Genomic DNA, 19,378 nt, shown 5'->3' with positions numbered 1-19,378 from the left:
AGACACCATGATCGTTCGCGATTTTCACGAGCTCAAGAACACCGATCGCACCGTTGCCGATGCACGCTGGACATCCACACGCCTGCTTCTCGCCGGCGATGCGATGGGTTTCAGCTTCCACATCACGGTGATCGAGGCGGGATCCGAACACACGTTCCACTACAAGAACCATTTCGAGAGCGTCTACTGCATCTCCGGAACCGGTTCGATCGAGGAACTCGACAACGGCAAGACGCACGAGATCCGGCCCGGCGTGATGTACGCGCTCGACCAGCATGACCGGCACACGCTGCGGGCCAAGGAGGAACTGGTGTTGGCCTGCTGCTTCAATCCGCCTGTCACGGGCACGGAAGTGCATCAGGCCGACGGATCCTATGCCCCTGCACCTGAAGCGGTCGCATAGTTCGATCCGTCCACAGACCGGGGTCAAGCAACCCCACCGACAAAGATCAGGAAATGGCGCGCCTCCAGGCGCGCCCTACGAAGGCATTTCATGAGTACGCATACAGTCGAAAAGATCGGTGGCACCTCCATGAGCCGGTCTGACGAATTGATCGACACCCTGTTTCTAGGCGGGCGCAAAGACGCTGAAATCTACAATCGCGTCTTCGTGGTATCCGCCTATGGCGGCATCACCAACCTCCTGCTTGAAGACAAGAAGACAGGAGCGCCCGGCGTCTACGGCCTGTTCGCCGCCTCCGACAGCAACATCGCCTGGAGCGACGCTCTCGACCGGACCCTTCATGCGATGACGGAGGTGCATAACCGCCTTCTGGAACATCCGGCAGACCGACGCACGGCGGACGATTTCACGCGCGAGCGGATCGAAGGCGCTCGCAGCTGCCTGATCGACCTGCAGCGGCTGTGCTCCTATGGTCATTTCCAGCTCGACGAGCACATGATGACGATCCGCGAGTTGCTTTCCGGCCTCGGTGAAACGCATTCCGCTCATACGACATCGCTCATGCTGCAGCGGCGCGGCGTCAACGCCCGCTTCATCGATCTCACCGGATGGCGCGACGAGCGCCAGCCGACGCTTGAGGAACGCATTGAGGAAGGCATGCGCGATGTCGATCTTTCGAGCGAACTGCCCATCGTCACGGGTTATGCCCAATGCCGCGAAGGCCTGATCCGCCTCTATGACCGCGGCTATTCCGAAGTCACGTTCGCGCGCATCGCCTCGGCAACGAAGGCGAAGGAGGCGGTGATCCACAAGGAGTTTCATCTCTCCAGCGCCGATCCGAAGATCGTCGGCACCGACGCCGTGCGCAAGATCGGACAAACCAACTTCGACGTCGCCGACCAACTGTCCAACCTCGGCATGGAAGCGATCCATCCGCGCGCGGCAAAGACACTGCGCCAGGCCGACATTCCCCTTCGGGTGGCAAACGCTTTCGAACCGGCCGATCCGGGCACATTGATCGATGCCGATCTCAGCGGCGAGGCCCGCGTCGAGATCGTCACTGGTCTCGACGTTCTGGCGCTGGAGGTGTTCGAGCAGGACATGGTCGGGGTAAAGGGCTACGACGCCACCATCCTGAAGGCACTGACGCGCCACTCGGCGCGCATTGTCTCCAAGCACTCGAACGCCAACACCATCACGCACTATGTCGACGCGTCCCTGAAAACGGCACGCCGTGTCGAGCATGAAATCACGGAAGCCTACCCTTCGGCGCGCATTCACATCCAGAAAGCGGCACTCGTCAGTGCCGTGGGTCGCAATCTGAAGGACATTTCGGTCGGCTTGCGCGGCCTCACGGCACTGGATGCCGCGGGGATCACCCCGATTGCCGTTCAACAGAGCGGGCGTGCTGTCGATGTTCAGTTCGTCGTCGCCTCCGACCAGAAGCAGGATGCGATCCGGGCGCTGCACGGTGCCCTCGTCGAGGCAACTGACGGCGCCGCATGGGGCGCCACAGAACACAGCGCCTCCGAAGAGAAGCTGCGGTCAGCGGCCTGAGTTGCCGACCCTGTCGCTCCCCGGTCCGTCTGGATGGGGCCGACTACGAGAATGGGAAACGGGGTCCGTGCGCCAGCATGGGCCCCTTTTCATACGGCCAGGAAACCGCCATCGACCGGCAGCACCGCGCCTGAAACAAAGCCCGCATCAGCGGAAAGGAGAACGCAGATCGCCCGGGCCACATCCTCGACTTCGGCAAAGCGGCCGCTTGGGTGACGCACCAACATCGGCTCGCTCTTCGACGGATCGCTCCAGGCGGCAGCAGCGAGTTCCGTCATTGTTACGGTCGGCGCGAGCGCATTCACCCGGATGCCATGAAGCCCCAGTTCCTTGGCCATCACGCGTGTCGCGCCCTCAAGCCCCGCTTTTGAGGCCGCGTAACAGACGTGGTCGGGGAAGCCGCGATGACCGGCGATGCTGGTGACATTGACGATCGCGCCGCCCCCTCCGGCCGCAATCCGCGCTTTCGCGAATTCCTGGGCACACACCAGCGCGGCGCGCAGGTTGATCCCCATGACGGCCTCGTATCCCTCCTCCGTCATGTCGAGAACGCTTTCCAGCACGTTTGTGCCGGCGCAATTGACGAGGTGGTCACAACACCCCGCCGTACGCATCGCCGTGCGCGCGGCCGCCGTGTCGGCAAGATCGACGGCAATGCCACGGCAGCCGGCTTCTGCATGCAGGCTGTCCAGATCGGCTTGCGTCCGACTGAGAGCGACAACGTCGGCCCCGCGTTCCGCCAGCATGAGGGCCGTCGCCCGGCCGATCCCCTTGCCCGCGCCGGTAATGATGACCGATGTGCCTGAGAAGTTCATCGCCGGTCTCCTGAGATGATGCGATGCGCGTTGTTGAACCGGGCGCTCAACGGGCGCGAATGCGCTCTTCACTGGTCCGGTCAAAGAGGTGAACGTTGACCGGATCGATGACGAAGCCGATTTCCTCGCCCGGCTTCGCCCGGATGCGATCCTTGACCACCGCATCGATCAGATCCTTGCCGGCTCTGGCGAAAACCTGCGTCTCGGCGCCCGTCGGTTCGACAACGACGACGTTAACCGGGATGCCCCGAGATCCAATGGAAATGTGCTCGGGGCGGATGCCGCAGGTGACCTCCTGACCGTCGCTGACATCGACACCGGGGATCGGCAGCTCCAGGCCGCTGTCGGAGACAAAGCGCGGCTTTCCCGCATCCACCGCGATCCGGCCATGGATGAAGTTCATCGAGGGAGACCCGATGAAACCGGCGACGAAAACGTTGTCCGGATTGTCATAGAGATCGAGCGGGGCGCCGATCTGCTCCACCCGGCCGTCGCGCATCACCACGATCTTGTCGGCCATGGTCATGGCCTCGATCTGGTCGTGGGTGACATAGACGATGGTGGTCTTCAGGCGCTGGTGCAGCTCCTTGATCTCCACGCGCATGGTGACGCGCAGCTTGGCGTCGAGGTTTGACAGGGGTTCGTCGAAGAGAAAGACGCGCGGATCGCGCACGATGGCGCGCCCCATGGCGACGCGCTGGCGCTGGCCGCCGGAAAGCTGCTTGGGAAAGCGGTCGAGCAGATGGGTGAGATCGAGAATCTCGGCCGCCTTCTGGACCTTCTCCCGGATCTCGGCGGCGGGGCGCTTCGCCATCTTGAGCGGAAAGCCGATATTGTCGAAGACGGTCTTGTGCGGGTAGAGCGCGTAGGACTGGAACACCATCGCGATGTCGCGCTCCTTCGGCGCCACGTCGTTGACGACGCGCCCGCCGATGGAGATCTCCCCTCCCGAAATGACCTCCAGCCCCGCGAGCATGCGCAACAACGTGGACTTGCCGCAACCGGAAGGGCCGACGAGGACGACGAACTCGCCATCCTCGATATCGACGCTCACGCCATGCATCACCTGGTGGGCGCCGTAGCGCTTGATGACATTGTTGATCTGCACGTCGGCCACGAGAGGGCTCCTTAACTGGGCATCACGATCTGCATCTTCACATCGGCCGGCGGCGCGGAGGCCGCGACCTCGAAGGCGCGCACGCTTTCCTCGAAGTCGAAGGTGCGGGTGATGAGCGGCTTCACGTCGATTGCCCCCGACGCGAGCATGGCGACGCAACGCGGGAAGACGTGGGCGTAGCGGAAAATATTCTCCACCCGCGCTTCGCGCACCATCGCGGCACCCGCATCATAGGAGATGGGATCGGGCTGGCCGCCGATCATGACCACGCAACCGCCAGGCGCCAGCGGCTGGAAGATCTGCGCCGCCGCCTTGGGCGAGCCCGTCGCCTCGAACACCACGTCCGCACCCCAGCCGTCCGTCTCCTTCATGACGCGGGCAACGAGATCCCCCGTCACGGCGTTGACGCCGGTGATGGCCGGGTTGAGGCTTTCCGCGATCTCCAGCTTCTTGTCCGACAAGTCGCTGACGAAGACACGAGCGCAGCCGGCTGCGAGCGCGGAGAGAACCGTGACGAGGCCGATCGGGCCAGCGCCCATCACCACCGCGATGTCGCCCGGTTTGATGCGGGCCTTGGTGGCGGCGTGAACGCCGACCGCGAGCGGCTCGACCATCGCCGCTTCCGCAAACGAGACCGCGTCGGGCAGCTTGAAAGTGAAGGCTTCCGGGTGGACGCAGGTGGGCCGCAAAATGCCGTGGACCGGCGGGGTCGCCCAGAAGCGCACCGCCGGATCCACATTGTAGATGCCGAGCCGCGTCGCCTTTGAATTGGGATCGGGAATGCCCGGCTCCATGCAGACCCGGTCGCCGACCTTGACGCTTTTCACCCCGGCACCGGTCTCAATCACGGTGCCGGAAGCCTCGTGACCGAGGATCATCGGTTCGTTGACGACGAAATGGCCGATGCGGCCATGGGTGTAATAGTGGATGTCCGATCCGCAGATGCCCACCGTGTGCAGCTTGATGCGCACGTCGAGGGGACCGAGCACGTCTTCCTCGCGGTCGATGGCGGGGAAGTCGCGCAGCGAAAGCTCGTCTTTCTTTTCAAGAACCAGTGATTTCATTGCATTACCCTTTCGCGATGACGATGGCAGCGATCGCCATCGCGATGACATTGGAAATCCAGATCGAGAGGCCGGCCGGCTCCATAAAGCGGAACCAGAAGAGCGACAGCGCGATCCAGATCACGACCGAGATGAAACAGCGGTCGAAGGCGTTGGTCTCGATCGGCAGGAATCCGCGGGATCCCGATGGCGGCGCCGTGTTGTCCTCAAGCACGTCGATGGGCGTGTCGATATCGTCGAGTTTGTGGTTCATCGCGCTATCCCTTCACCGCGCCGAAGGTCAGGCCGGTGACGATGTGGCGCTGCACCAGGCCGAAGACGATGAGCGCCGGGATAAGGGTGAAGACCGAGATCGCGGCCATGATTCCCCATTCCGTGCCGGTGGTGGTGACGTATTCCGACAGGCCCGTCGTCAGGGTGCGTGCGCTGAAATTGGTGAGCGTGGCGGCGAGCAGGTATTCGTTCCAGGCAAAAACCCAGGTGAGGATCAGCGTCACCGCAAGGCCCGGCCGGCACAGCGGGAAAACCACCTCGGTGATCACCTTGAAGGGGCTCGCCCCGTCCATGTAGGCAGCCTCGTCCAGCTCCTTCGGGATACCGTCCAGGGTGGGCCGCAACGTCCAGATCGCGAAGGGCAGGTTGAAGGTGCAATAGACCAGGATCATGCCGATGCGCGTATCGAGGAGCGTGAAGTCGCCGATCCGGTAGACCTGCGTCATCAGCAGGAACAGCGGAAGCAGGAACACTGCCGGCGGCGCCATGCGGTTGGTGATCGTCCAGAAGAAGATGCTCTCCTTGCCCGGCAGGTCGAAGCGCGAGAGCGCATAGCAGGCGAGAAAGCCGAGCGTCGTGCACAGAACCGCATTTCCCGACGAGATCACCAGCGAGTTGACCATGTAGCCGCGCAGGGTGCGGTCGTTCAGGACGTCGATGTAGTTCTGCCAGTAGAAGCTTTTCAGGATGATGTCCGGGGTGGAGAAGAGATCCACAGCCGGTTTCACCGAGATGACGAACAGCCAGTAGATCGGAAAGAGCGTGAGGAAACTCACTGCGATCCAGAACAGGAGATAGAGCCAAGGGTGCCGGCGTTTCATCGCATCACCCCTTCCCGGTGTTGCGCGGGGCGAGCATGCCCACATAGAGCAGCCAGCACACCACGATGGTCAGGTAGAGCACGATGACGGAAATGGCCGAGCCGTAGCCGTAGTTCGTGCGCGGGAAAACTTCCTTGAAGATGTGGACGCCCACATAGCGGGTGGCCGCTCCCGGACCGCCGCCGGTGAGCATCAACACCTCGTCGACGGTGCGCAGCGCATCCATCAGGCGGATGAAGACCGTGGCGAGCACGGCGGGCGCGATCATCGGCAGGGTAACGTGCCAGAAAATCTGCCGTTTTCCGGCGCCATCGATCTGCGCCTGCTCGAAGGGATCTTGCGGCAGCGAGACGAGGGCCGCGATGAGGCTCAGCGTCACGAGCGGGGTCCAGTGCCAGACATCCATGACCACGGTGACGATGAAGGCGGCCGCCGCGCTCTGCCCGATGTTGAGATCGAAGCCGAACCAGCTGTCGAGCAGGTTCGGGATGATGCCGATGGACGGCGTCGTCATCAGCTTCCACACCGAACCGACGATGATCGGCGCCATGATGAGAGGCAGAGTGTGGATCGTGCGGAAGAAACCCTTGCCGGGAAAGTCCTTCATGAAGGCCTGGGCAAGCATGTATCCAAGCACCAGTTCGGAAACGACCGCGAAAAAAACAAAACTCACAGTCGCGCCGAGCGAGGCCAGGAAGGCCTCGTCAAAGACGAGGTGGCGGAAGTTTTCCGCGCCGTTGAAGATCATGTCCGGGTTGGCGGCGAAGGGGTTCCACTGGTGGAAGGAAACCCAGACCACGTAGAAGAACGGCACGACACCGAAGAGACCGAGGACGAGCAGCGTCGGGGCGAGCAGAAGCCAGCCCAGCCTGTTCGAATGCATCGATTGATCCTCCCACATCGCGAAAGTACGTTCGCGACGGCAGATGCTTGTTCTGATTGAGATTGAAGCTGGGGTCACGGGCCGCGCCAGGAACAAAGGCGCGGCCCGCAAGCGTTCGGCCTACTCGCGGTAGCCGAGGGTCTGAAGTTCTTCCTCTGCCTTCGCGGCCATCTGGTCGAGGCCTTCATCCGGGCCAAGATCGCCGGTGAGGACCTTGTAGAGGATCTGCGCGGTCGCCTCGCGCACCTGGGCATGGAAGGGATACGGGGGCGCGCCGCGGAAGAGCTTTCCGTCCTCGCGCATCATCGTGTAGTAGCCGCCCAACTCCTTATCCAGCGCCTTGACCTTCGGCGTGTCGTACGTGGAGGTCAGGGTGATACGCGATGCGGCCGCCGCCCAGTCTTCCTGGATTTCGGGCAACGCGAGGAACTGCAGGAACAGCAGCGCCGCTTCCTTGTTCTTGGAGGTGACCGGAGTGCCGAAGGCACCACCATCGTAGTAGCCGATATATCCCTTGCCGCTTTCGGCATCCGCCATCACGCCATCTTCCAGCGGCGGCAGGGCGACACCCACCTTGCCGACGACGCGCGACTTGTTCTTGTCGGACGCGATCCAGGCGGCGTTCTCGCCGTAGACCAGCCCTTGCGCGGCACGACCGGCGGCGAAGGTGGTGGCGACCTCCGTCCAAGTGGACTGGACCGATTCCGGCGGCGCCAGATCACGCATCTCAAGCCACCACTTGAGCGCGGCCTTGGCTTCGGGCGAATTCATCGAACCGCCGTGGGCAACGGTCGCCGCGTAGTTCTTGTCCGGGTTGATGCCCCAGTTGTAGACGCCGTAGGTGGGCGCGACGGATTCAAAGAACTCGTACCAGGAAGCCGGATGGCCGGTATGGGCCTGCGCCGTGGTGCCCCACAGCTTCATGTCGTGATCCTTGCCCCACGTGGTGAAGAAGCGGGCGATCTCGGCATATTCGGCGTGGGTCTTGGCGGGGACGAGATCGTGACCTGTCTCCTTCTTGAAGGCGGCCTTGACCTCCGGGTCGTTGAAGAGATCCGTGCGATAGAGGTAGACCTTGATGAAGGCCTCCATCGGCATGCCGAAGAGGTCGCCGTTCTTGCCGCGGAAATTGTCGGCAAAGGAGGTCAGGTTGGCCTCGTCGAAATTCGCGGCCTTCAGCTCCGGGTGCGCCTTCAACTCGGCCGTGAAATCAACCAGAAAATCACGGGCGAGATAGGCGTAGACGATATCCTGCTCGATGAAGACCATGTCATAGATGCCGGTCTTGGCCTCCATGTCCTTGATGGCCTTGTCGTACATCTGATCCCAGGAAGTGGTCTCGATCTCCACCCGAATGCCCGTCAGGTCCTCGAATGCCGGGGCGAGGACATCGGAGATGTAGTTGGACGGCGGCGTCGCCTCGGTCACGCCACGCAACGTCACGCCCTCGAACTTGGCACCGGCGTTCTTCCACCAGTCGGGATGTTCAACCTTGATATCCTGCGCGAAGGCAGAGCCCGCCGCAAGCATGAGCGCCAGCGCGGATGCGCCGAGCTTGACAGATAAATTCATGTGATTCCTCCCGGATTTTTCTGCAAGACGGCGGCGCCTGTGGCGCTCTCCTCCAGATCCGTCTCCCATGAGATTACAAATGTATAATAATCAATGCAACTGTTTTATCCATTTGTGTGCCCGGGTTTACAAATGTAAGATTGAGCGAGGCGACCGGCTCCGCGCAAGGGCCGAACTTCGCGCAAAACAATCGGGCGACAACGTCCAAACCGTCGGGAGGCGGGCAGAGGGTGACTTCAAGGGACAAGCGGATGCCCCAGGACGGGCGGGACGAGAGCGAGGCTCTCGTGAGCGAGGTTTGCTGGCATTACTATGTCAACGAAATGACCCAGGCCGAGGTCGCCAAGACGCTCGGGCTGACGCGGCTGCGCGTCAATCAGGCGATCCAGCGCGCCAAGTCGCTCGGCATGGTGAAGGTTAGCATCGAGTCCCCCTTCCTGGCGCGCATCGAGCTGCAAGAGGAAATCAAGGCCCGCTTCGGCCTCGAAAAGGCACTGGTGGCGCCGGCTAACCGCGAAGCCTACGACTATCACAACTCGGTCGGGGCCGCGCTCGCCAGCTATCTGAGCGAACGCGTCACCGCCAGCGACTGGAGGCTCGTCGGCGTCTCCTGGGGCATGACCCTGCAAAGCGCGATCCGCCGCCTGCCGAAACAGTCGCGCCCCGATCTCGAGATCGTCTCGATGATCGGCGGCAGCACCAAGGGCGCTTCATTCAACTCCTTCGCGATCGCCTCCGGCTTTGCGGAACGCTTCGGGGCGAACTATTCGATCCTGGCGGCCCCGATCTATCTGTCGCGTGATATCGATCCCAATGTGTTTCTGGCGCCCGAGATATTCGGTGATCATTTCCGCAAGCTACGCCATCTCGACGCCGCCGTGCTGGTCGCCGGCGACGTTTCGGACCGCTCCTATCTGGTCTCCACGGGTGTTCCGGGTGAAGTCAGCCAGGAAGAGCTCATAGCTCATGGCGCCGTCGGCGACGTGCTCGGACGGTTCCTCGACCGCGAGGGCAATACGATCACGCATCCCCTCAACGATCGAACGATCGGTGTCGATCTGGAAACGGTAAAGCGTATTCCGGAAAAGATCCTCGCCGCGGCGGGACATCACAAGATCTCCATCATCCGCGCCGCGATGAAGCGCGGGCTCGTCAACACACTGATTACCGACGATGTCACCGCCCAGCTGTTGCTCAAGGTCGATTGATGGTGAATGAGAAAAGCAAGGCTCTCATCCTCGACTTCGACGGCGTTGTGGTCGACAGCGAGGTCATCGCCCTGGCCGAGCTGCAAGCCTGTCTGGCGGCGTTCGGCATCAAATTGCAGCTCGGCGAGATGATCGCACGATTTCTGGGTGCCTCGTTCGAGGACATCGAGGCATTCGTGCACGGCGCTACCGGCCGCATGCCGGACGCCTCCTTTCGGGAGGGGTGGTACGCGCGGCTGTTTGAGCGCTATTCCCGCGAATTGCGCATCATGCCTGGCGTCCTGACCATCCTCGATCGACTGGATCGCCGCGAATTCCCCTATTGCATCGCCTCCGGCAGCTCCTACCGACGCCTGGACTTCGCGCTGCGGGCCGTCGGCCTGAGCGAGCGCTTCGCCGGCCGGGCCTACAGCGCGGATTCGGTCGAACACGGAAAGCCCGCCCCGGACCTTTTCCTCTTTGCCGCCATGAAGATGAACGCCCGGCCGGAGGACTGCCTTGTCGTTGAAGATGCCGGCGCCGGGGTATCGGCGGCAATCCGTGCCGGCATGCGGGTCGTCGGCTTCGTCGGCGGGCGACACCTCACCGATCATCGAGAGGAACACGCGGCACGTCTCAGGACAGCAGGCGCGGCAGATGTGGTAGCGCGTTTCGACGATCTTCTTCAGATCATGGATGCGTCGTCGTGAAACGGGGAACGGCACATGTTTCTGGGTCTTGATCTCGGCACGAGCGGACTGAAGGGGCTCGTCATTCGCGACGACCAATCCGTCGTCGCCTCCGCGACGGCGCCGCTTGAGATCTCACGTCCGCAATCGGGATGGTCGGAGCAGGATCCGCAGGACTGGGTTGACGCGCTGATAGCCGTACTCGATGCGCTCAGGGCCCAGATTTCGTTCGACGGGATTTCCGGGATCGGCCTGTCGGGACAGATGCACGGCGCCACGCCGCTCGATCACACGGGAAACGTGCTTCGTCCTTCCATTCTCTGGAACGACACCCGGGCAGAAGCCGAAGCCGCGCGGATGGACGTTGATCCGCTCTGGCGATCCGTATCGGGCAATATCGTCTTCCCGGGATTTACCGCTCCGAAACTGGCCTGGATGAGGGAACACGAACCGCACCGGTTCGAAGCGACGCGGATGGTCCTGCTGCCCAAGGACTATCTGCGGTTCTGGCTGACGGGAGAATTCGTGAGCGAGATGTCGGACGCGGCCGGCACGAGCTGGCTCGATACGGGCAAGCGGGACTGGTCGGACGCGCTACTGGGCGCCTGCGGAATGGACCGCAGTCAGATGCCGCGACTGGTGGAGGGTTCCGAAGCCTCGGCCTGCCTGAAGGCCGACATCGCGGCGCGTTGGGGTTTTGCGAAAGACACCGTCGTGGCCGGCGGCGCCGGCGACAACGCGGCATCCGCCGTCGGCGCCGGGCTTACGAAAGCGGGCGAGGGTTTTGTCTCGCTGGGGACCTCCGGAGTGGTGTTCGTCGCCAATGATGCCTATGCGCCGGCCCCGGAAACCGCGGTTCACACCTTCTGTCACGCATTGCCCGACCGTTGGCACCAGATGGGCGTCGTGTTGTCGGCAAGTGACGCGCTGGCCTGGTTCGCCCGCCTCCTTGAGGCTGATCCTTCCTTCCTGGCCGGCACTCTGGGCGATCTGAGCGCGCCCGGACGCGCGCTCTTCCTGCCCTATCTTGGCGGTGAGCGCACGCCGATCAACAATGCCAGCGTGCGCGCGGCGTTTCTCGGACTGGAGCATTCCAGCGACCGGACAACGACCACACGCGCGGTTCTGGAAGGCGTCGCCTTTGCCTTGCGCGACAGCCTGGAAGCCATCAGGGAAACCGGCACCGACGTTACCAGTCTGGTGGCCATCGGCGGGGGAAGCCGATCGGACTACTGGCTGCAGGTGCTGGCCTGCGTCCTCGGCATCCCGATCGATGTGCCGGCCGGTGGCGAGTACGGCGCCGCGCTCGGATGCGCCCGGCTTGGCATGATGGCCGCAACCGGTGCGGAGGCAGACATAGCGACCCGCCCGAAAATCGCACGCACGATCGAGCCGGTGGCGGAACTCGGCAGCGCCTTCGAGGCCGGCTATGCCCGCTATGTGCGGGCCCGTGAAATGCTGGCAGCGCTTTCCTGAAAACAAGGGATATCGAACGCATGCGGGCGACGAGCGCCTGCTTGCACCATCACAGCGAGGGAGGAAATAGGTTGGCAGAGAGCTTGAAAGGAAAGGTGGCGTTGATCACCGGTGCCGCCTCCGGCATCGGCCTGGCCACGACGGAAGCATTGATCGCCACGGGCGCCATCGTCGTTCTCGCCGATCGCGACGAGGACGCGCTCAAGACCGTCTGTGGACGCTTAGGCGACACTGCGTACCCCCTTGTCACCGATCTGCTCGATGTCGAAAGCTGCGCCCGGATGATCCCGAACGCCCTGGATCTGGTTGGCCATATCGACATTCTGCATTGCAATGCCGGAAGCTACATCGGTGGCGACCTGATCGACACCGATACGGCAGCGATCGACCGCATGCTCAATCTGAACGTCAACGCCGTCATGAAGAACGTCCGCGACGTGCTCCCCCACATGATCGAACGAAAAACGGGGGACATCCTCGTGACGGCATCTGTCGCCGGTCACATGCCGATCCAGTGGGAACCGGTCTATTCCGGATCGAAATGGGCCATAACCTGCTTCGTGCAGACCATGCGGCGCCAGTTGAAGGGGCACGGGATTCGGGTGGCTCAGGTATCGCCCGGCCCGGTCGCCAGCGCACTGCTCGCCGACTGGCCGGAAGAAAATCTCCGCAAGGCGAAGGAAACGGGCAGCCTGCTTGAGCCGGCGGAAATCGCCGATGCGGCGATCTACATGCTCTCGCGGCCGCGCAACGTCACGATCCGCGACATGATCGTGCTGCCGACGAATTTCGATATCTGAGCCGATCGGCTCTGCCCCTATCGAGGCAACTCGCGCCGGCCCTTTTTCAACCTGCCCGGCGCGGATTGCAATTTACCTAGAAGGAACGGGCCGGCCATCGCCGGCGCCTTTTTCCCGTTACTCCGCGGCTTTGATAAGCTTCGCTTCCGCGCGCCTTCCGGCACGAAGACGCGACCTTGGTCAGCCCGACACCGCGCGCGCCACCCACATGCCGATCAAGGCGGACAGGCCGGTCAGGAACGCGCCCCACGCCATATCGACAAGCGAAACGGTCAACGACCAGTGTCGCAGCGTCGCGTAATTGGTCATGTCATAGGTTCCGTAGGCGAACAGCCCGAACAGCGCGCCGTACAGGAACGCCGTTCCGGCACTGTCGGCGCGCAACGCCGGAGCGATTGCGAACAGAACGATGCCCACGACATACGCGGCGTAGAACGCTACCGCCGCCCCCATTCGGGGTGTCTCCAGCAAAATATCTCCCAGCCTGCCATAATAAAACGACTTGGCGATGCGTGAGAGCCAAAGAAAATCGACGCCGAGAAAGACGACGGCCGTGGCTATGTAAGCGATCACGTATTGGAACATGCCGATCCTTCCTGGAAAGGTTTGGCTTGGTACGCTCCGCACGCCTTCTCGGATCACATATCCTCACGATTATCCGGCCCCCCCTTGTTGCCCTTGCGGGTGATCCGTTCTCCCGTCTGCTGCGTACAAGGACAAAGCGAAACCGGAAAAACCCATGGAACCGAGCAAAATCGCCGTTATTGGATCCGGCATCGCCGGCCTCTCCGCAGCATGGCTCCTGTCGATGCGCCATCACGTGACCGTCTATGAGGCAGACGACCATCTGGGTGGCCACGCCAATACGGTCGACGTGGAGACGCCCCACGGGCCCGTCGCCGTGGATACGGGGTTCATCGTTTACAACGAGATGAACTACCCCAACCTCACAGCTCTCTTCCGGCACCTCTCCGTCGCCACGGATCCGACGGAGATGAGCTTCGCGCTTTCATTGGAAAACGGCGCATACGAATATGCCGGATCGGGTCTCGGCGGCTTTTTTGGCCAGCGCAGCAACCTGTTGAGGCCACGCCATTGGCGTCTTCTGCGAGACGTCGCCCGCTTCTTCGACACCGCACAGGTCCGTGTGGCGAACGCAAGCGAAGAGATGACCCTGGGGGCTTTCCTCGAACAGGAGGATTACTCCCGCGCTTTCATCGAGGATCACATCGTGCCGATGGGCGCGGCCATCTGGTCGACCTCGATGAACGAGATGCTTGACTTCCCGGCCCGCAGCTTCGTCGACTTCTACGCCAATCACGGCATGCTGCAGTTTCGCGACAGACCCGCCTGGCGCACGGTTTCCGGAGGCAGCCGGCGCTATGTCGAAAAACTAGCGAAGGACGCAGGGTTCGAGTTTCATGTCGGCAATGGCGTCGAGCGCATCGTCCGCCATCAGGACTATGTCCATGTCGCCGACGCGCAAGGCGTCATCCGTCCGTTCGATCATGTCGTGATCGCGACACATGCGGATCAGGCGCTCAGGATGCTGGACACGCCCAGTGTGCGGGAAGAGAAGCTGCTCGGATCATTTTCCTACCAGGCGAACCGCGCCATCCTGCATCGCGATCCGCGCTGGATGCCCCGTCGCCGTCGGCTGTGGTCGAGCTGGAACTACCTCAAGACGCACAAGGGCGCAGATACGGACCTATGCGTCAGCTACTGGATGAACCGCCTCCAGTCTCTGCCGACCAGTGTCGATTTCTTCCTCACCCTAAATCCGCACGACGAGATTCATCCCAAGGCCGTCGATGCCGATATCAAGTATCATCATCCGGTCTTCGATAGGCGCGCCACTGCCGCGCAAAGCGACCTTTGGTCCTTGCAGGGGACCCGCAGAACATGGTTCTGCGGCAGCTATTTCGGCTACGGCTTCCACGAGGACGGAATACAGAGCGGCCTGGCTGTGGCCGAAGCGCTGGGCGGGGAGCGTCGTCCCTGGACCGTCGACGGGGAGTCTGCCCGCATATCGTCTCTTCACCCGGCCAAGAGCGAGGCCGCGGAATGAACCTCAACGCGATCTATCCCGGAACGGTGGTCCACACGCGCCTGCGGCCCGTCAACCACCGGCTGAAATACCGCGTCTTCGCGTTGCTGCTCGATTGCGACACCCTCGACGCACTGGACAAGCGCTCGCGGCTCTTCTCTTACAACCGCTTCAATCTGCTGAGCCTGAGCGACCGTGACCATGGCGACGGCTCCCCGGTCGCATCCTATCTCCGCTCGCTCGCGGACGCCTCGCCGATGCGCGGCGAGGTGCATCGGTTTCTGATGCTGTGCTATCCGCGCGTCCTCGGCTACGTCTTCAATCCCCTGACCGTCTACTACGGCCTCGATCAAGCCGGCGCGGTTCGCCTCCTGATCTACGAGGTGAACAACACGTTCGGGCAACGCAAGACATATGTCCTGCCCGTCGTCGCCCAGGAACAGGGCCAGGCGATCTCCCAAAGCTGCGCGAAGGAACTCTATGTGTCCCCGTTCAACGACGTGTCGGGCACCTACAGCTTCCACGTCACCCCTCCCGGAGAAAGCCTCACCGTGGGCGTGGCGCTCAGGAATGCGGACGGACCTCTGCTCAAGGCCTATTTTCGCGGGCAGAGGCGGCCCTTCACCGACGCGACGCTGTTGAGCGCCCTCGCGCGCACCGGCTGGCTGACCCTCAAGGTCACTATGGCAATCCATTTCGAAGCCGCGCGCCTCTGGCTCAAGGGCTTGCGCCTGGTCAAGCGCCCGTCGGCGCCAACAAACTCCGTAACCTACGTCGATCCTACCGGTGACTGACCCATGCAAGACGATTTGACAGCAGACACTGAACCGCTTCGCCGGCGCTGGACCAATCCTCTGACCTCAGCCACGCGCTGGGCCCTCAAAAGGCTGTTGGACCGCAAGCTCGATGGGGCGATCCGCGTTGTTCTGCCTCAGGGAGAAAGCATGCACTTCGGCAGCGCTGGGGAAACGGCGGAGCCGATCGTACGGCTGCGCACGTATCGCGCCGTCGCCGGAATCGTGCGTCGTGGCGCGATCGGCTTCGCCGAGGGCTACATGAACGGGGATATCGACTGCTCGGATCTGCCCGGATTGTTCCGCTTCGTTTTGCGCAATCGCCACCGTCTGGGCACCTCGGGCAAGGTTGTCCTGAGCGCACGATTGCGCGACCGCATCGCTCATGGCAGACGCCACAATTCAAGGCGCGGCAGCCGGCGCAACATTCCCGAACACTACGACCTCGGCAACGCCTTCTACCGGCTATGGCTCGATCCGGAGATGCTGTACTCCAGCGGGTACTACCGCAAAGGCACCGAAACCCTGGAAGCAGCCCAGGCTGCGAAGCTGCAAAAGATCAACGATCTGCTCGAACTTCAGGGCGGCGAGAGCGTTCTGGAAATCGGATGCGGCTGGGGCGCGTTTGCGCTGCGGGCCGCGGAACAATACCAGGTACAGGTCGACGGGGTGACCCTTTCGCACGAACAGCTAGACCATGCGTGCAAGGCTGCGAAGGAGCGCGGGCTTTCAAGCTTATGCCGCTTCCGGCTCGAAGACTACCGTGACATCCGTGGCTGCTACGATCGCATCGTTTCGATCGAGATGATCGAGGCCGTGGGAGAAGCCTACTGGTCTGACTATTTTCAGGTGCTGCACGACAGGCTGGCCCCGGAGGGCACGGCCGTCATCCAGGCCATCACCATCGACGAGCGCCGCTTTGACACGTATCGCCGCTCCGCCGACTTCATCCAGCGCTACGTCTTTCCCGGCGGCATGCTGCCCACGCCACGGATCATCGAACGATACGCCGCAGCGTCAGGATTGAGGCTCGACCATGTCGAGAGTTTCGGCCCGTCCTATGCGCACACGCTGCGCGAATGGTACCGACGCTTCGAAGCCGCATGGCCAGATATCGCACGCCTCGGGTTCGACGAGAATTTCCGCCGCCGGTGGCGCTATTACCTGGCGTATTGCGAAGCAGGTTTCGACGAAGGCTCGATAGATGTCGGCTTTTACAGATTGCGAAAGAAATAACGCTTTCATCGCCCGGGCAACGTTGCCGGGGCGGCGGAACATTGCGACGGCTCGATATTTTGAGCCCATTCGTGCGAGGTAGATCCGGTAATCTGTGATCGAAAGATGGCAAGGACTTTTTGCGCCCGTCAGGCGGCTCGACGCATGACGAACTTGCGTATCAGCCGGAAATAAAGCGCGTTCGGCATCAGCCGCAGCAATTTCATGACCAAGGCAAAGCCACGTGGAAACGCGATCTCGTACTTGCGTTTCTTCAGCCCCGTCAGGATCGTCTCGGCAGCCTCCTCGGCACTGACGATGCCCGGCATCGGAAACGGATTGTCGCGAGTCATGGGCGTATCGACAAAGCCCGGGTTGATAACCGAAACCGTGATGCCGCGGGGCTCGAGCTCCAGCCGCAATATTTCCGCAAGATTGATCAGGGCTGCCTTTGTCGGACCGTAGGCGACGGCACGCGGCAACCCGCGATAGCCCGCAACGGAGGCGACGATGGCGATATGCCCGCGTCCCCGCTCAAGCATGCGCGGGATCAACACATCGAGCGCATTCATCACACCGAAGTAGTTGACTTCAACGCCAGATCGCACGGCCGTCAGGTCCAGATTGGGCGCATCCATCAACGCCCAAGTTCCGGCATTGAGTACGGCGAGATCGATGGGCCCGGCGGAAGCCTCGATCGCGTCCACGCAACGGGCCACGGCTTCCCCGTCCGTGACATCGACCGGGTGGGCCGACACGTTCACACACTGCTCGCGCAATGCCTCCAAACGATCGTCCGAGCGAGCCGATACGGCGACGGTAGCCACCTCTTCATCCATCGCAAGGGCAAGCGCGCGTCCGATCCCGGAACTCGCACCGGTAATCCAGACCGTTTTCCAGCGAAGCCCCGACATCGATCAGATCCCGACCACCGGCTGCAATAGCCGACTGAAAAATCCCCGGAACCGCGTAGGCATTTCGGTCGCAACGAGGCAGATGCAGGGTCCTGTTGAGTCGACCCTCGGCTGATGCTCCACATGCTCGTCCAGATCGGCGATGTCGCCGGGAGCGAACCGCCCGAGCGCATCCCGATAGGAACCGGACAGGATCAGCGTCATCTCCGCGCCGCCGTGGCCGTGTTCGGGAACCGCCTTCCCGGGTGCGATGTGCAAGAGAAAAAGAGAGGATGCGCCCCCCAAGGCAATTCGGTGACGCCTAATGCCTGGGGCGACCCTGCTCCAGGAAATGTCGCCAAGCCGATCGCCTACGAAACGGCGCAATGGCAGCGGAACATCCGTTTCCGGGGCGGATTGCTCCACCCGCCGACGGGTGTCGCCGCCGGGCCTCTCGAGCCCTGACATCAATCGCTCGAATGCATCGTCTGCGAGTGGGGCTGGATCTTCGCCCTTCAGCAGCTCGCCGCCGATATCTTCCGCAATGCGCAGGGAGCGGCGGCACTGGGGACACAAGGCCAGATGCGACGCCACGACAACTGCGAAGGCCTCGTCGAGATCGCCGCTCGCGTAACGCAGCAACGTGCTGTCATCAATGTGATGCCGGGCCGTCATTTCAGTGTTTCCAGTCGTCCCTTCAGCTTCGCATAGGCGAGGCGCATTCTCGATTTCACCGTGCCGAGCGGGATGGCGAGCCTTTCGGCGATTTCGTTCTGCGACAGATCCTCCACGAAGGCATATTCAATGATCCTGCGCTGCTCGTTTGGCAGATCGGCGATCGCGGCGGCTACGCATTCGCTGCGTTGAGCAGCAAACACCTCTGTTTCGCTGTCTGGCTCCTCGGAAGCTAGTTCCAGGTCGTCCAGATCGTCGTAGGGCTGCGCTGCGCCGCGTCTGTGCCAGTCGACCCGGGCATTACGCGCGATTGTGTAGATCCAAGTACTGACGGCCCCTTTGTGCGGCGCATAGAGATCGACCTTGCGCCAAACGGTCATCATCACGTCCTGCACCAGATCGTCCGCCATTGCCGGGTCCGCTCCGGCCTTCAACATCAACGTCTTCACGCGGGGGCCGAAATAGTCAAACAGCGCGCGGAACGCGTCACGGTCCCGGTCCGCGGCAACCTGTGCAAGGAGACGTTGATGGTCAGCCTTTGTCGCGTAGCTCACGGAACCATCCGGTTTCTTGATGACGCTCAAAGCCGCTTGCATGTCCGCACCCGGTTGCACCTGGGGTGAATACGTCGTGCATGGGCGGGTGGATCACTGTGTCGGGATTTTTTGTACGTTTTTTCGCAAGAACGATAAGCAACGTCACGGACGTCAGATCAGGCAACACCTCGCGGCTCGTGCGGGGTAACGGCCTGGACGAAACCACACCCGCGCGCACGCCGGCCGCATCATATCGATATGGTAGCTAATCTTTTGAAGCACCGGCAAGTCGCATCCCATCTTTGCGTGCGCTCGCGCTTCCCGTGCAGCCGCATGATACGAGCGGGCCGGTCGGAACTGGCTGTCTCCAGAGGGCATGCGCCGAGCAATCGAAGCCGACCCCGTGCCGCTCCCGTGCTGCCGCCCAATTCCGCCGCCCCAATAAGTGAACATACGGTCAAGGTGACGCATACGACGTCTGCGTCGCAAATGTGCAACCGAAGCGTCGTGGGCTTTAATCTGATGGAACTGGAGATAGGGGGTATCGCTGAGAGCTTTACT

At 62.3% G+C, this 19,378-nt stretch carries 20 protein-coding genes; 9 read left to right on the top strand and 11 right to left on the bottom strand.

Annotated features, from left to right (window positions below; genetic code table 11):
* Window positions 1-7 precede the first annotated feature (7 nt).
* Both V2L18_RS00100 and V2L18_RS00095 read left to right on the top strand, forming a co-directional pair.
* A complete protein-coding gene (locus V2L18_RS00100; RefSeq protein ID WP_336175575.1) occupies window positions 8-403 on the top strand; it encodes an ectoine synthase in 396 nt (131 codons plus the stop codon).
* 90 nt (window positions 404-493) lie between these two features.
* Window positions 494-1,960, top strand: a complete 1,467-nt coding sequence (locus tag V2L18_RS00095; protein WP_336175574.1) for an aspartate kinase — start codon at window positions 494-496, stop codon at window positions 1,958-1,960.
* Window positions 1,961-2,049: 89 nt separating this feature from the next.
* Here the strand turns inward: V2L18_RS00095 and V2L18_RS00090 are convergent, their stop codons facing one another.
* From V2L18_RS00090 to V2L18_RS00060, 7 genes are all read right to left on the bottom strand, one after another.
* Window positions 2,050-2,775: an SDR family oxidoreductase gene (locus V2L18_RS00090; RefSeq protein WP_336175572.1), complete on the bottom strand. Its 726-nt coding sequence runs from the start codon at window positions 2,773-2,775 to the stop codon at window positions 2,050-2,052.
* 46 nt (window positions 2,776-2,821) lie between these two features.
* Window positions 2,822-3,892 (bottom strand): sn-glycerol-3-phosphate ABC transporter ATP-binding protein UgpC, encoded by a 1,071-nt coding sequence (gene ugpC / locus V2L18_RS00085; protein WP_336175570.1) that lies wholly within the window; start codon window positions 3,890-3,892, stop codon window positions 2,822-2,824.
* Between the two features lie 11 nt (window positions 3,893-3,903).
* Complete coding sequence (locus V2L18_RS00080) at window positions 3,904-4,956, bottom strand: NAD(P)-dependent alcohol dehydrogenase (protein ID WP_336175568.1); 1,053 nt, start codon at window positions 4,954-4,956, stop codon at window positions 3,904-3,906.
* Between the two features lie 4 nt (window positions 4,957-4,960).
* Entirely contained in the window at window positions 4,961-5,209 is a 249-nt protein-coding gene (locus V2L18_RS00075; RefSeq protein ID WP_336175566.1) for a DUF2160 family membrane protein, read from the bottom strand.
* Between the two features lie 4 nt (window positions 5,210-5,213).
* The gene (locus V2L18_RS00070; RefSeq protein WP_107991913.1) at window positions 5,214-6,050 is read right to left on the bottom strand and encodes a carbohydrate ABC transporter permease; all 837 of its coding nucleotides are present in this window, start codon (window positions 6,048-6,050) and stop codon (window positions 5,214-5,216) included.
* Between the two features lie 4 nt (window positions 6,051-6,054).
* Complete coding sequence (locus V2L18_RS00065; RefSeq protein ID WP_336175562.1) at window positions 6,055-6,933, bottom strand: sugar ABC transporter permease; 879 nt, start codon at window positions 6,931-6,933, stop codon at window positions 6,055-6,057.
* A gap of 120 nt (window positions 6,934-7,053) precedes the next feature.
* A complete protein-coding gene (locus V2L18_RS00060; protein ID WP_336175560.1) occupies window positions 7,054-8,505 on the bottom strand; it encodes an extracellular solute-binding protein in 1,452 nt (483 codons plus the stop codon).
* 251 nt (window positions 8,506-8,756) lie between these two features.
* Here V2L18_RS00060 and V2L18_RS00055 point away from each other — a divergent pair, with 251 nt between their 5' ends.
* The 4 genes from V2L18_RS00055 (at window position 8,757) to V2L18_RS00040 (ending at window position 12,657) form a co-directional block, all read left to right on the top strand.
* A complete protein-coding gene (locus V2L18_RS00055) occupies window positions 8,757-9,713 on the top strand; it encodes a sugar-binding transcriptional regulator (protein WP_336175559.1) in 957 nt (318 codons plus the stop codon).
* On the top strand, window positions 9,713-10,402 hold the full coding sequence (locus V2L18_RS00050) for an HAD family phosphatase (RefSeq protein ID WP_336175558.1): 690 nt from the start codon (window positions 9,713-9,715) through the stop codon (window positions 10,400-10,402). The genes V2L18_RS00055 and V2L18_RS00050 overlap by 1 nt, the downstream gene beginning before the upstream one ends.
* 15 nt (window positions 10,403-10,417) lie before the next feature.
* Window positions 10,418-11,857, top strand: coding sequence for a xylulokinase (gene xylB / locus V2L18_RS00045; protein WP_336175557.1), 1,440 nt, complete (start codon window positions 10,418-10,420; stop codon window positions 11,855-11,857).
* Window positions 11,858-11,928: 71 nt separating this feature from the next.
* On the top strand, window positions 11,929-12,657 hold the full coding sequence (locus V2L18_RS00040; protein WP_336175556.1) for an SDR family oxidoreductase: 729 nt from the start codon (window positions 11,929-11,931) through the stop codon (window positions 12,655-12,657).
* 180 nt (window positions 12,658-12,837) lie between these two features.
* On the opposite strand, the gene V2L18_RS00035 is transcribed toward V2L18_RS00040, so the two are convergent.
* Window positions 12,838-13,242 carry a DUF2177 family protein gene (locus V2L18_RS00035; protein WP_336175555.1) on the bottom strand — a complete coding sequence of 135 codons (405 nt, stop codon included), beginning with the start codon at window positions 13,240-13,242 and terminating at the stop codon, window positions 12,838-12,840.
* Between the two features lie 154 nt (window positions 13,243-13,396).
* Between V2L18_RS00035 and V2L18_RS00030 the strand changes: the two genes are divergently transcribed.
* The 3 genes from V2L18_RS00030 to V2L18_RS00020 are packed head-to-tail and all read left to right on the top strand — an operon-like array spanning window position 13,397 to window position 16,734.
* The gene (locus V2L18_RS00030) at window positions 13,397-14,725 is read left to right on the top strand and encodes an FAD-dependent oxidoreductase (RefSeq protein ID WP_336175553.1); all 1,329 of its coding nucleotides are present in this window, start codon (window positions 13,397-13,399) and stop codon (window positions 14,723-14,725) included.
* The gene (locus tag V2L18_RS00025; RefSeq protein WP_336175552.1) at window positions 14,722-15,498 is read left to right on the top strand and encodes a DUF1365 domain-containing protein; all 777 of its coding nucleotides are present in this window, start codon (window positions 14,722-14,724) and stop codon (window positions 15,496-15,498) included. The genes V2L18_RS00030 and V2L18_RS00025 overlap by 4 nt, the downstream gene beginning before the upstream one ends.
* Window positions 15,499-15,501: 3 nt before the next feature.
* Window positions 15,502-16,734: a cyclopropane-fatty-acyl-phospholipid synthase family protein gene (locus tag V2L18_RS00020; protein ID WP_336175551.1), complete on the top strand. Its 1,233-nt coding sequence runs from the start codon at window positions 15,502-15,504 to the stop codon at window positions 16,732-16,734.
* Between the two features lie 128 nt (window positions 16,735-16,862).
* Here V2L18_RS00020 and V2L18_RS00015 read toward each other — a convergent pair whose 3' ends face one another.
* Genes V2L18_RS00015 through V2L18_RS00005 form a run of 3 tightly spaced genes read right to left on the bottom strand, consistent with a single transcriptional unit; the run spans window position 16,863 to window position 18,835 of the window.
* Entirely contained in the window at window positions 16,863-17,627 is a 765-nt protein-coding gene (locus V2L18_RS00015) for an SDR family NAD(P)-dependent oxidoreductase (RefSeq protein ID WP_336175550.1), read from the bottom strand.
* A 3-nt stretch (window positions 17,628-17,630) separates the two neighbouring features.
* Complete coding sequence (locus V2L18_RS00010; protein WP_336175549.1) at window positions 17,631-18,281, bottom strand: ChrR family anti-sigma-E factor; 651 nt, start codon at window positions 18,279-18,281, stop codon at window positions 17,631-17,633.
* On the bottom strand, window positions 18,278-18,835 hold the full coding sequence (locus V2L18_RS00005; RefSeq protein WP_336175547.1) for a sigma-70 family RNA polymerase sigma factor: 558 nt from the start codon (window positions 18,833-18,835) through the stop codon (window positions 18,278-18,280). Before V2L18_RS00005 ends, V2L18_RS00010 begins: the two co-directional genes overlap by 4 nt.
* Window positions 18,836-19,378: the final 543 nt, after the last annotated feature.

This window comes from Breoghania sp. JC706 (assembly GCF_037026715.1).
Classification (GTDB): Bacteria; Pseudomonadota; Alphaproteobacteria; order Rhizobiales; family Stappiaceae; genus Breoghania.
Note: the sequence above shows the minus strand (reverse complement) of the source record. Positions and strands in the feature narration are given on the sequence as shown.